The organism is Couchioplanes azureus, assembly GCF_014648355.1.
Lineage (GTDB): Bacteria > Actinomycetota > Actinomycetes > Mycobacteriales > Micromonosporaceae > Actinoplanes > Actinoplanes azureus.
Genome location: NZ_BMQY01000002.1, coordinates 668928 through 680900, shown reverse-complemented (window position 1 = coordinate 680900; position 11973 = coordinate 668928). Strand labels below are relative to the sequence as shown.

General features: G+C 69.1%; 11 protein-coding genes. 9 read left to right on the top strand and 2 right to left on the bottom strand.

All coding sequences use genetic code 11. The features are described 5' to 3' along the window. The first annotated feature begins 41 nt into the window (after nt 1-41). The 9 genes from IEY99_RS10140 to IEY99_RS10100 all read left to right on the top strand — a co-directional run bounded on the left by IEY99_RS10140 (nt 42) and on the right by IEY99_RS10100 (nt 10811). Complete coding sequence (locus IEY99_RS10140; protein WP_189201695.1) at nt 42-992, top strand: branched-chain amino acid ABC transporter permease; 951 nt, start codon at nt 42-44, stop codon at nt 990-992. Nucleotides 993-1003: 11 nt separating this feature from the next. Continuing rightward, on the top strand, nt 1004-2128 hold the full coding sequence (locus IEY99_RS10135; protein WP_373293328.1) for a branched-chain amino acid ABC transporter permease: 1125 nt from the start codon (nt 1004-1006) through the stop codon (nt 2126-2128). 65 nt (nt 2129-2193) lie between these two features. Beyond that, nucleotides 2194-3018, top strand: a complete 825-nt coding sequence (locus tag IEY99_RS10130; RefSeq protein WP_373293327.1) for an ABC transporter ATP-binding protein — start codon at nt 2194-2196, stop codon at nt 3016-3018. After that, entirely contained in the window at nt 3008-3718 is a 711-nt protein-coding gene (locus tag IEY99_RS10125; RefSeq protein WP_189201691.1) for an ABC transporter ATP-binding protein, read from the top strand. Before IEY99_RS10130 ends, IEY99_RS10125 begins: the two co-directional genes overlap by 11 nt. A 27-nt stretch (nt 3719-3745) precedes the next feature. Continuing rightward, nucleotides 3746-4654, top strand: a complete 909-nt coding sequence (locus tag IEY99_RS10120; RefSeq protein WP_189201689.1) for an ABC transporter substrate-binding protein — start codon at nt 3746-3748, stop codon at nt 4652-4654. 7 nt (nt 4655-4661) lie between these two features. Next, nucleotides 4662-5690, top strand: coding sequence for an amino acid ABC transporter permease (locus IEY99_RS10115; protein ID WP_189201687.1), 1029 nt, complete (start codon nt 4662-4664; stop codon nt 5688-5690). Then, nucleotides 5687-6451: an amino acid ABC transporter ATP-binding protein gene (locus IEY99_RS10110; RefSeq protein WP_308427026.1), complete on the top strand. Its 765-nt coding sequence runs from the start codon at nt 5687-5689 to the stop codon at nt 6449-6451. The genes IEY99_RS10115 and IEY99_RS10110 overlap by 4 nt, the downstream gene beginning before the upstream one ends. 94 nt (nt 6452-6545) lie before the next feature. After that, the gene (polA, locus tag IEY99_RS10105) at nt 6546-9236 is read left to right on the top strand and encodes a DNA polymerase I (RefSeq protein ID WP_189201685.1); all 2691 of its coding nucleotides are present in this window, start codon (nt 6546-6548) and stop codon (nt 9234-9236) included. Nucleotides 9237-10463: 1227 nt separating this feature from the next. After that, the gene (locus tag IEY99_RS10100; protein WP_189202188.1) at nt 10464-10811 is read left to right on the top strand and encodes an ArsR/SmtB family transcription factor; all 348 of its coding nucleotides are present in this window, start codon (nt 10464-10466) and stop codon (nt 10809-10811) included. Nucleotides 10812-11434: 623 nt separating this feature from the next. On the opposite strand, the gene IEY99_RS10095 is transcribed toward IEY99_RS10100, so the two are convergent. Further along, a complete protein-coding gene (locus IEY99_RS10095; protein ID WP_189201683.1) occupies nt 11435-11761 on the bottom strand; it encodes a DUF3140 domain-containing protein in 327 nt (108 codons plus the stop codon). Next, a complete protein-coding gene (locus tag IEY99_RS10090; RefSeq protein WP_189201681.1) occupies nt 11751-11957 on the bottom strand; it encodes a hypervirulence associated TUDOR domain-containing protein in 207 nt (68 codons plus the stop codon). The genes IEY99_RS10095 and IEY99_RS10090 overlap by 11 nt, the downstream gene beginning before the upstream one ends. Nucleotides 11958-11973: the final 16 nt, after the last annotated feature.

Genomic DNA, 11973 nt, shown 5'->3' with positions numbered 1-11973 from the left:
GATCTCCGGCCGCACCGACCTTCTCGTTTCAGGAGCCCCTTGTGAACTTCTCCGGTCTGATTGAAAACTTCGGGCCGTACACGATCACGGGCTTGGCCCAGGGCGCGATCATCGCTTTGTTCGCGCTCGGCTACACCCTGGTGTACGGCGTGCTTCGCCTTATCAACTTCGCGCACTCCGAGGTCTTCCTGCTCGGTTCCTACGCGTGCCTCGTCGTCTGGGGCATGTTCGGGCTGGACCAGAACTCGGCTACTCCCAACCTCATCTCGGTCATCGGCCTGCTCCTGCTGGGCCTGGTCGCCGCGATCGTCATATCCGGCCTCACCGCGCTCGGTGTCGAGCTGGTCGCGTACCGGCCGCTGCGCCGGCGCAACGCGCCGCCGCTGGCGTTCCTGATCACCGCGATCGGTGCGTCGCTCTTCATCTCCGAGACGGTCGGCGTGGTCACCCAGCGCAACATCACCGGTGTCCCGCCGCTGATCCGGCCGACCGACGTCTTCGTGATCGGCAACATGCACGTGACGAATCTGCAGATTCTGATCATCGTGCTGGCGCTCGTGATGATGTTCGTGCTCGACCGCTTCATCAACCGTTCCCGGCTCGGCCGGGGCATCCGCGCGGTGGCGCAGAACCCCGACAGCGCGGCGCTCATGGGCGTCAACAAGAGCCGGGTGATCGCGCTCGTCTTCCTCCTCGGCGGCCTGATGGCCGGCGTGGCGGCGGTGATGTACGACCTCAAGATCGGTGTCACCCGTTTCGACGCCGGCTTCCTGCTGGGCATCGAGGCGTTCACCGCCGCGGTCCTCGGCGGCATCGGCAACCTGCGCGGCGCCCTGCTGGGCGGGCTGCTGCTGGGTGTGCTGCAGAACTACGCGGCCGGTCTGTTCGGCACGGAGTGGCTGCACGCCGCGTCGTTCGTGCTGCTGGTCCTGATCCTGCTGGTCCGTCCGACGGGCCTGCTGGGCGAGTCTCTCGGGAGGGCTCGAGCATGAGCGAAGCGACCATGACTCCGGCCTCCGCGCCGGAGAAGAAGAGCTGGCGTGAGTCCGGCGGCACCCGCGGCTGGTTCGGCCGGCAGCACTGGGCGGTCCGTGCGGTCCTGTGCATCGCCTTCGCGGTGCTCGCCTACCTGCTGCCGTACGTGGGTCAGGTACCGGGCATCGGCCCGCAGATCATCACCCAGGGCATCGACTGGCCGAGCGCCCTGTTCAACATGTCGTACTACGTCCTGCTGGCTCTCGGCCTCAACGTCGTGGTCGGCTTCGCCGGCCTGCTGGACCTGGGCTACGTCGGCTTCTTCGCGGTGGGTGCCTACACCGTCGCGATGCTGACCTCGCCGGACAGCGTCCTGAAGACCGAGTGGGGCTGGCTGATGTCCATCCCGATCGCGCTGGCGGTCACGATGGTCTCCGGCCTGCTGCTGGGCTGGCCGACGCTGCGGCTGCGCGGCGACTACCTGGCGATCGTGACGCTGGGCTTCGCCGAGATCATCCGCATCTTCGCGACGAGCTCGGAGACGCTGCGCGGTGACCGGGGCTTCTCCGGCATCCCGCACCCGCCGGGCGAGTACGCCGACGGCAAGCCGTGGTTCGGCGTGGCGGACGCGACCCCGTACTACTGGCTCGGTCTCACGGTGATCATCCTGGTCATCTTCGGCGTGCGGAACCTGGACCGCAGCCGGGTCGGCCGCTCGTGGCTCGCGATCCGCGAGGACGAGGAGGCCGCCGAGATCATGGGTGTGCGGACGATCAAGTACAAGCTGTGGGCGTTCGCGATCGGCGCCTTCATCGGCGGCCTGGGCGGCGTCATGTTCGCCGGTCAGCAGGGCTTCATGAACTCGCAGACCTTCATCCTGCAGTTCTCGATCCTGGTGCTGGCGGGCGTCGTCATGGGTGGCTCCGGAAACATCTTCGGTGCGATCCTCGGCGGCGCGCTGATCTCGTACATCCCGGACCGGCTGCGCGGCATCGAGGACCCGATCTGGGGCACCGACCTGTTCGGCTTCCGGTTTGCGATCTTCGGCCTCGTGATCATCGCGATCATGGTCTTCCGGCCGCAGGGTCTGATCCCGAGCCGCCGTCGCGCGATGGAGCTCAAGGACCGTGAGAAGGAGGTGGCTCCCCAGTGAGCGAGCCACACATCGAGTCTCCGCAGGAGCTCGACGAGAGGAACGCGCGCCCGGTCGACCGGGCCATCCCGACCGGCAAGGGGTCGGGCGGCGCCCCGGCGCCGCGCGGCGGCGCCGGCGACGCGCTGCTCGAGGTCCAGAACGTCACGCTGCGCTTCGGCGGCGTCGTGGCGCTCAACGACGTCAGCTTCAGCCTGCGCAAGGGTGAGATCTTCGGTCTGATCGGCCCGAACGGTGCCGGCAAGACGACCTGCTTCAACGCGATGACCGGCGTCTACCGGCCCACCAGCGGCGCGATCCGCTTCAACGGCCAGTCGATCGTCGGCAAGAAGAAGCACGAGATCACCCGGGGCGGCATCGCCCGTACGTTCCAGAACGTACGGCTGTTCCCCGAGATGACGGCGCTGGAGAACGTGATGGTGGGCGCGGACGCCCACCACAAGACCAGCGTCATCGGCGCCCTCTTCCGCCTGCCGCGGCACTGGAAGGAAGAGCGGCTGGGCCGGGAGAAGTCCCTGGAGCTGCTGCGCTTCGTGGGCATCGCCCACCGCGCGGGCGACGTCTCGCGCAACCTGTCCTACGGCGAGCAGCGCCGCCTGGAGATCGCCCGCGCACTGGCGACCAACCCGACGCTGCTGTGCCTCGACGAGCCGGCGGCGGGCTTCAACCCGGCGGAGAAGGAAGAGCTGCTCGTCCTGATCCGCAAGATTCGTGACAGCGGTGTCACCGTGCTGCTCATCGAGCACGACATGCGCCTGGTCATGGGCGTCACGGACCGGATCGTGGTGCTGGAGTTCGGCAAGAAGATCGCCGAGGGGACCCCCGCCGAGGTGCGGGACAACCCGAAGGTGATCGCGGCGTACCTGGGGGTCCCGACCGATGCTGCTTGAGTTGCAGGACCTGACGCTGCTGTACGGCCGCATCCAGGCGCTCCACGGGATCAGCCTGACCGTCGGTCAGGGTGAGATCGTGGCCCTGATCGGCGCCAACGGCGCCGGAAAGTCGACGACGATGCGGGCGATCTCGGGATTGCGCCCGGTCGCCGAGGGACGCATCATCTTCGACGGCGAGGACATCACCAGAATGCGCGCCGACCTGCGGGTCGTCCGGGGCGTGTCGCAGTCGCCCGAGGGCCGGGGGATCTTCCCGGGCATGACGGTGCGCGAGAACCTGGAGATGGGCGCCTACACCCGCCGGAACCGGTCCGAGATCAACGAGGACATGGATCGCGCCTTCACCCTCTTCCCGCGGCTCAAGGAGCGCGAGAAGCAGGTCGGCGGCACGATGTCCGGCGGCGAGCAGCAGATGCTGGCGGTCGGCCGCGCGCTGATGAGCCGGCCCAAGCTGCTGCTGCTCGACGAGCCCTCGATGGGGCTGGCGCCGATGCTGATCCAGCAGATCTTCGACATCATCGTCGAGATCAACCAGCAGGGCACCACCATCCTGCTGGTGGAGCAGAACGCTCAGCAGGCGCTGTCGCGGGCGCACCGCGCGTACGTGCTGGAGACCGGCCGCATCGTGAAGTCGGGCACCGGCGCCGAACTGCTGCACGACCCCTCCGTTAAGGACGCGTATCTCGGCGTTGCTTAGCCACACCCCCCGAAGGAGTATTCGACGATGTTCCGCATCTCATCTGGCCGCAGGGCGGTTCTCGGTCTGGCCGTCGCGACGGCGATGACCGTGTCGCTCTCCGCCTGTGGCGAGGAGTCCACCTCCGGCACCGGCACGGGAGCCCCCGTCCCGTCGGCCGCCGCCGACGCCGCGCTGGCCGACAAGGTCCCGGCCGCCATCAAGTCCGCCGGAAAGATCATCATCGGTACGGACTCGACGTACGCGCCGAACGAGTTCCTCGACGCGGACGGCAAGACGGTCAAGGGCGTCGACGTCGACCTGTTCAACGCGGTGGCGCAGAAGCTTGGCCTCACCACGGAGTGGCAGTCCGCGACGTTCGACAGCATCATCCCGGGCGTCACCAGCAAGAAGTACAACATCGGCGTCTCCTCGTTCACCGTCAACGCCGAGCGGATGAAGGAGACCACGATGGTCTCCTACTTCTCGGCCGGCACGCAGTGGGCGGCCAAGGCCGGCACGACGATCAACATCGACGACGTGTGCGGCAAGAAGATCGCGGTCCAGACCGCCACGGTGCAGGTCGACGACATCACGGCCCGCTCCAAGAAGTGCACCGACGCCGGCAAGCCGAAGATCACCATCGACCAGTACCAGGCCCAGAGCGACGCCACCAACGCCGTCGTGACCGGCAAGGACGACGCCATGCTGGCCGACTCGCCGGTGTGCGCGTGGGCGGTGAAGCAGACCAACGGCCAGCTGGCCCTGGTCGGCGAGATCTACGACTCGGCGCCGTACGGCTACGTCCTGCCCAAGGACCAGGCCGACTTCGGCGGGGCGATCGAGAAGGCGCTCGAGGCGCTGATCGCCGACGGCACGTACAAGACGATCCTCACCAAGTGGGGCGTGGAGGCCGGCGGCATCACCGACCCGGCCGTCAACCCCGCGGTCTCCTGAGGCGCGGATGAGCGACCAGGCAACTACCGAACGGGCACGGCCGGAGGCCATCAAGGCCGTGCCCGTACGGCACCCGGGACGCTGGCTGGCAGTGGCGGTGCTCGCGGTGCTCGCCGCGATGTTCATCCACATGCTGGTTACGAACGATCAGTTCCGCTGGTCGTTCATCTTCTCCTCGTACGAGCCCGGCAAGCACGGTGTCATGTTCACCGGGCCGGTGCTCGAGGGTCTGCGCGGCACGATCCTGCTCACCATCACGGCGATGGTCATCGGCGTGGGGCTGGGCGTGGTCGTCGCCGTGATGCGGTTGTCGGAGAACCCGGTCCTGCGCGGCGTGGGCTTCGTGTACACGTGGTTCTTCCGGGCGGTGCCTCGGCTCGTCCTCGCGATTCTCTTCGGCAACCTGGGCATCTTGTGGGAGCGGATCGGCTTCGGCCTGCCGTTCGACAAGCAGATCGGCGCTCTGTTCGGCCTCGACAACTTCAACGGGCAGTTCTACAGCATCAAGGCGAGTGAGCTGCTGACCGGGTTCGTCGCCGGCATGCTGGCGCTGGGGCTGTCCGAGGCGGCGTACATGGCCGAGATCGTGCGGGCCGGCATTCAGTCGGTCGACCCCGGTCAGAGCGAGGCGGCGGTGGCCCTGGGTCTGTCCCGGGGACAGGTACTGCGCCGGATCGTGCTGCCGCAGGCTATGCGGGTGATCGTGCCGCCCACCGGCAACGAGATCATCGCCATGGTCAAGGACACCTCGCTGGTGGCGTTCGTACCCGTGAGCGCCGAGTTGTTCTTCCAGCTCAACGCCATCAAGTCCCGGACGTTCGTGGTGCTGCCGGTGCTCATCGCCGCGGTGATCTGGTATCTGATCATCTGCAGCGTGCTCATGGTGGCGCAGTACTTCGTCGAGCGGCACTTCGGCAAGGGCTACGGCGCCGCCGGCAAGGCCCAGCAGAAGCTGGCGGGCGTCGCCGCCGAGACGGGCGGAACCCCGCCGCCCTACGCCGGACCCCGAAACATCGGAGGAGGAGGAGGGATATGACGGACGAGATGGTGCGCGCCGACAACGTGCACAAGTCCTTCGGCTCCCTGGAAGTCCTCAAGGGCGTCGACCTGGTGGTCAAGAAGGGCGAGGTGTCGTGCGTGCTCGGCCCCTCGGGCTCGGGCAAGTCGACCTTCCTGCGCTGCATCAACCACCTGGAGAAGATCAACGCCGGCCGCATCTTCGTGGACGGCGACCTGATCGGCTACCGGGAGCGCGGCGGCAAGCTGCACGAGCTGAAGGAGAAGGAGGTCGCCGCGCAGCGCCGGTCCATCGGCATGGTCTTCCAGCGGTTCAACCTCTTCCCGCACATGACGGTCCTCGACAACGTCATGGAGGCGCCCTGCCGGGTCAAGAAGGAGAGCAAGGCGGAGGTACGCGACCGCGCGGTCGCCCTGCTCGAACGCGTCGGCCTCGGCGCCAAGACGGGCAACTACCCCGGCCAGCTCTCCGGCGGCCAGCAGCAGCGGGTGGCGATCGCCCGGGCCCTGGCGATGCGGCCCAAGCTGATGCTCTTCGACGAGCCGACCAGCGCGCTCGACCCGGAACTCGTCGGCGAGGTGCTGGACGTCATGAAGGACCTCGCCCGCGACGGCATGACCATGGTCGTGGTGACCCACGAGATCGGCTTCGCCCGCGAGGTGGGCGACTCGCTGATCTTCATGGACGGCGGGGTCGTCGTCGAACAGGGCCCACCGCGGGAGGTCATCGCCAATCCGCGGCAGGAACGCACCAAGGCGTTCCTCAGCAAGGTGCTGTAAGGGGCCTTTCCGCCGGTCATGATCGGCGGAAAGGCCTTCCGGCGGGCGGGGCGGTCGGCGGAGTTGTCGTACCCCGGGACTAGAGTTCTCGGACGTGAGCGACGACGCCAAGACCCCCCGCTTGCTGCTGCTCGACGGCCATTCGCTGGCCTACCGAGCCTTCTTCGCGCTGCCGGTGGAGAACTTCTCCACGCAGACGGGGCAGCCGACCAACGCCGTGTTCGGCTTCACCTCGATGCTGATCAACATGCTGCGCGACGAGAAGCCGACCCACATCGTGGTGGCGTTCGACGTCTCACGGCAGTCGTTCCGCACCGAGAAGTACGCCGACTACAAGGCCGGCCGCTCGGAGACCCCGCAGCCGTTCCAGGGTCAGGTCAGCCTGGTCAAGGAGGTGCTCGAGGCGCTGCGCATCCCGGTGGTGGAGAAGCCCGGCTACGAGGCCGACGACGTCATCGGCACCCTCGCCTGCCAGGCCCGCGACCTCGGCTTCGAGGTGGTCATCTCCACCGGCGACCGGGACGCCTTCCAGCTCGCCGGCGAGCACGTCACCATCCTCTACCCGGTGCGCGGCGTCTCCGAGGTCTGGCGGATGACCCCCGAGGCCATCGAGGCCAAATACGGCGTGCGCCCCGAGCGCTACCGCGACAAGGCCGCCCTGGTCGGCGAGACCAGCGACAACCTGCCCGGCGTCCCCGGCGTCGGCGACAAGACCGCGGCCAAGTGGATCAATCAGTACGGCGGCCTCGACGGCATCATCGCCCACGTCGACGAGATCAAGGGCAAGGCCGGCGAGAACCTGCGCGCCCACCTGGCCGACGTCATGCGCAACTACGAGATCAACGCGCTGGTCTGCGACCTCGATCTGCCGCTGGGGCCGCAGGACGTCAAGTGGCAGGGCTGGGACCGCGAGGCGGTGCACCAGGTCTTCGACGCGCTGGAGTTCCGGGTGCTGCGCGAGCGGCTCTACTCCTACCTCGAGGCCGTCGAGCCCGAGGCCGAGTCCGGCTTCGACCTCTCCGGCGCGGTGCTGCGCACGGGCGAGGTGGCGGCCTGGCTGGCCGAGCACGCCCAGGAGGCCCCGGTCGGCGTCGCCGTCACCGGCCGCTTCGGCCGCGGCACCGGCGCCCTGACCGGCATCGCGGTCGCCACCGGCGCCGGCCCGGCGGCCTGGTTCGACCCCACCACCCTCGACGAGGCCGACGAGCGCGCCGTCGCCGGATGGCTCGCCGACCCCTCCCGCCCCAAGATCATCCACGACGCGAAGCCGGCCATGCTGGCGTTCCGCGCGCACGGCTGGGCGCTGCAGGGCGTGCGCGTCGACACCGCGCTGGCCGCCTACCTCGCCAAGCCCGACCAGCGGGCCTACGACCTGACCGACCTCGCGCTGCGCTACCTCAAGCGCGAGCTGCGCGTCGACGCACCCGACGACGGCCAGCTCACCCTGGACGGCCTCGGCGACGAGGGCGCCGCGGAGCAGAACGTCATGCTGCGCGCCCGCGCCACCCTCGACCTCGCCGACACCCTCACCGAGGAGCTCTCCCGCGACGACGGCGCCTCGCAGCGCCTGCTCGCGGAGGTGGAGCAGCCGCTCGAGATCGTGCTCGGCGAGATGGAGCACGTCGGCATCGCCGCCGACACCGGCTACCTCTCCGAGCTCGAGGCCCACTTCGCCGCCGAGGTCAAGGCGGCCCAGCAGGCGGCGCACGAGGTGGTCGGGCGCGAGTTCAACCTCGGCTCGCCCAAGCAGCTTCAGGAGATCCTCTTCGTCGAGCGCAACCTGCCCAAGACCAAGCGGATCAAGTCGGGCTACACCACCGACGCCGACGCGTTGCAGAGCCTGTTCGCCCAGACCGGCGACCCGCTGCTGGAGCACCTGCTGCGGCACCGTGACGTGGCCAAGCTCAAGTCCACGGTGGACGGCCTGCTCAAGTCGGTCTCCGACGACGGCCGCATCCACACCACGTTCAACCAGACCGTGGCGGCCACCGGCCGGCTCTCGTCGACCGACCCCAACCTGCAGAACATCCCCATCCGCACCGAGGAGGGCCGCCGCATCCGGCGCGCGTTCGTGGTGGGGGAGGGCTTCGAGTCGCTGATGACCGCCGACTACAGCCAGATCGAGATGCGCATCATGGCGCACCTCTCCGGCGACGAGGCGCTCATCGCGGCCTTCAACTCGGGCGCCGACTTCCACGCGGCCACCGCCTCGTCGGTCTTCCACGTGCCGCTGGAGGAGGTCGTCCCCGACCAGCGCCGCAAGATCAAAGCCATGAACTACGGCCTGGCGTACGGTCTGAGCGCCTTCGGCCTGAGCAACCAGCTCAACATCTCCACCGAGGAAGCCCGCGGCCTCATGGCGGAGTATTTCGAACGCTTCGGCGGCGTCCGCGACTACCTCCAGGCCGTGGTCCGCCGCGCGGTCCAGGACGGCTACACGGCCACCATCCTCGGCCGCCGCCGCTACCTGCCCGACCTCAGCAGCGACAACCGCCAGCGCCGCGAGATGGCCGAACGCATGGCGCTGAACGCACCCATCCAGGGCTCGGCGGCCGACATCATCAAGGTGGCCATGCTCCACGTCGACGCGGCCATCCGCGAGGCGGGCCTGGCCTCCCGCATGCTCCTGCAGGTCCACGACGAGCTCGTCTTCGACGTGGCCCCGGGCGAACGAGAAGCCCTCGAAACCCTGGTCCGCCGCGAAATGGGCGCCGCCTACCCACTGTCCGTGCCTTTGGAAGTCTCCGTGGGCATCGGCCGGGATTGGAACGGCGCCGACCACTGACCCGACCCGGCGCTGACCGCGGCCCCGCCGAGGGGTGACCATCGATCCCGCCTTGATCCCGCCGGGGGAGCGGTGACCATCGATCCCGCCGGGGGAGGGTTGACCGTTGATGCCGCCGGGTGGTGATCGTTGATGCCGGCGGGCGGTGATCGTTGATCCCGCCGGGCGCCGACCACGAGGCACCTGGCGTGCGGCGCTTCCGACCGGGCGCCCGCTGCCAAGCGCCTCGTGCGCGACGTTTGGCACGGGGCGCGCGCTAGCTGATGCCGGCGCCCGCGCGGGACCACCCGGCACCCGGTAGCGCGCGGCATCCCACGACACCGGCCCGCGCTGCCGACCACCGGGCCACGGATGCGGTTGTCGCCTGTTATCCCATCGCCGCTCGGCACCCGGCGCCCTCCTCGACGTCTCGCTCAGATGCGGAGCCCTCCTTCACCGCCCGGCATGCGGCGCCACGTCCGGTCCTACCGATCACACCGGGCGCTACCCAGCTACCCCGACGGCGTTGTTCTCTCCCCGGGGCCACTGCCACCCGGCGCCTGCGCCACCCGCTGGCCGGGCGGCACCGGTCGGTCGGCGGGACGGTCAGCCGACCGCCACCGTCGGCCGTCGCCACTGCTGCCGTCGCCGATGTCGCCGGTCGCCACCGTCGGCCGTCGCCACCGTCGGCCGTCGCCACCGTCGGCCGTCGCCACTGCTGCCGTCGCCGATGTCGCCGGTCGCCACCGTCGGCCGTCGCCACCGTTGGCGGCCATTGCTGCCGTCGCCACCGCCGGCGCGGCACCCGCTGCGGTGGCCAAATGCCCACATCAGAAGGTTTTCTGAACGCTCGCTGAAAGAATTGCCTCCGCCTGGGCTCCAATCGCGTGCCCGACACTCTCAGCGTGACACCGAACTTCACGAGTACTCGATCGTGTAGCGGCCGTAAAATGTGATTCATGACCCAATCGGTCGCCGGCCGGAGCCATTTCGGCTACAGATCGTTGTGGCCATTCCCTCCGCCACCATCGGCTTCGCAGCGGCCGTACACCCTGCTCACCAGCGAATTTGTCATCGCGACAGTCCTACGAGGACGGCTCGCGGCACTCGGGGAGCGTTCGTCTGCGTAATGCATTCTGGCGCTGCGCGACCCCGATCTCACCAGGAAACGCAAGCTGTCGGAATTCCGGCGTCGCGAACTTGCCCGGCTCTGCAAGGGTAGTTTCCATGCCGAGCAGTTCCATCGAGATGACATCGCTGTCGGGAGCATGGGCCCCCGTGGTGCGCCGGCCCCTCGCGGCCGACCAGGCCCGCGCGTTCGCGCCGATGTTCAAGGCCCTGGGCGACCCCGTACGACTGCGGTTGCTATCCATGATCGCCTCCGCCGGCGGCGGCGAAGTGTGCGTCTGCGACCTCACCGGCGCCTTCGACCTGACCGGCCCGACGATCTCCCACCACCTCAAGGTCCTCCGCGAGGCCGGCCTCGTCGACAGCGACCGCCGGGGAACGTGGGTCTACTACCGCATGGTCCCGGAGGCCCTCACCCTCCTGGCCGGCCTCCTCGACGTCAGCGCCGCAACCACCCCGGCCGCCTAACCCCACCCGCCCGCAGCCCGGCCGCCTAACCCCACCCGCCCGCAGCCCGGCCCCGAGCCCGCACCTCTGCCGGCTCGGGGGCCGCATCTCTGCCGGCTCGGGGGTCGCATCTCTGCCGGCTTGGGGGCCGCATCTCTGCCGGCTTGGGGGCCGCATCTCTGCCGGCTTGGGGGCCGCATCTCTGCCGGCTTGGGGGCCGCATCTCTGCCGGTTCGGAGCTGCGCTCGCTCCGCAGCGGTCCAGCGTCGGCCCACGTCGGCTCGCAAGGTCGTGGCCGTGCGGCGGGCGTCCGCGGCCCGCCTGTCAGCTCGCAAAGTCTGTGGCCGTGGAGCGGGTGCTCGCGGTGTCAGCTCGCAGGGTCGGGCCCACGTGGCGGCCGTCCGCGCCGGCCTGTGTCGGCTTCCGGAGTCACGCCCCGGCGGGTGTTGACTGCGAGCGTGCAGCCGCTCGCAAGGTCGCGCCTGCGCCGCAGGTCCTCAGGTGTCGGCTGGCAGAGTCACGCTCCGGCGGGTGTTGACTGCAAGCGTGCAGCCGCTCGCAAGGTCGCGCCTGCGCCGCAGGTCCTCAGGATCCAGCCCGCGCCCGCCGGTCAGTCATGCCGATCGCCCCTGGCGACCGCCGCCTCACTTCTTCAGCGGATCATGGCCCCAGTTCATCAGCGAATACCGCCACTTCGTGTCCGCCACGTCGCCCGACGGGCGCTGGGCCAGGTGGCGGTGCACGTACCCGACCACCTTCCGCATGTGCGCCTCGTCCGCGTCGCTCAGGTCGCCCTTCTTCGTGTGCAGGAGCTGGATGATCTTCCGGCCGCTGTCGTGACCGACCGACTCGCCACCGCCCGGCGGCTTCTGGCCGACGTCCTTCGCCTCGGCCGTCGCCAGCCACTTCTCGAGCTCCGAGGCGGTCATGTTCACCGCGTCCCGGAACCCCGTGTACGTGTCACTTGCCATGCTTCAGCGCTTCCGGCTTGTGCACCGCCGTACGCCCCGTCTTGTCGCTCCTGACCTTGTACTGCGGTGCCTCCGGGGAGGCGTTCACCGTCCGTCCGGATTCCGACATCCGCGCCGTGATCTTCTTCTCCACGACACCGTGCACCAGCTGGCCGTGGCTCTTCCAGGTCACCCTGTCGCCGTTTCTCACGCTCATGACCAGGGGATACCCG

Excerpts from the sequence above, each read along its gene's own strand:
- IEY99_RS10135 (WP_373293328.1), top strand. The coding sequence starts at position 1,004 with ATGACTCCGGCCTCCGCGCCGGAGAAGAAGAGCTGGCGTGAGTCCGGC.
- IEY99_RS10125 (WP_189201691.1), top strand. The coding sequence starts at position 3,008 with ATGCTGCTTGAGTTGCAGGACCTGACGCTGCTGTACGGCCGCATCCAG.
- IEY99_RS10120 (WP_189201689.1), top strand. The coding sequence starts at position 3,746 with ATGTTCCGCATCTCATCTGGCCGCAGGGCGGTTCTCGGTCTGGCCGTC.
- IEY99_RS10115 (WP_189201687.1), top strand. The coding sequence starts at position 4,662 with ATGAGCGACCAGGCAACTACCGAACGGGCACGGCCGGAGGCCATCAAG.
- IEY99_RS10110 (WP_308427026.1), top strand. The coding sequence starts at position 5,687 with ATGACGGACGAGATGGTGCGCGCCGACAACGTGCACAAGTCCTTCGGC.
- IEY99_RS10100 (WP_189202188.1), top strand. The coding sequence starts at position 10,464 with ATGACATCGCTGTCGGGAGCATGGGCCCCCGTGGTGCGCCGGCCCCTC.
- IEY99_RS10095 (WP_189201683.1), bottom strand. The coding sequence starts at position 11,761 with ATGGCAAGTGACACGTACACGGGGTTCCGGGACGCGGTGAACATGACC.
- IEY99_RS10090 (WP_189201681.1), bottom strand. The coding sequence starts at position 11,957 with ATGAGCGTGAGAAACGGCGACAGGGTGACCTGGAAGAGCCACGGCCAG.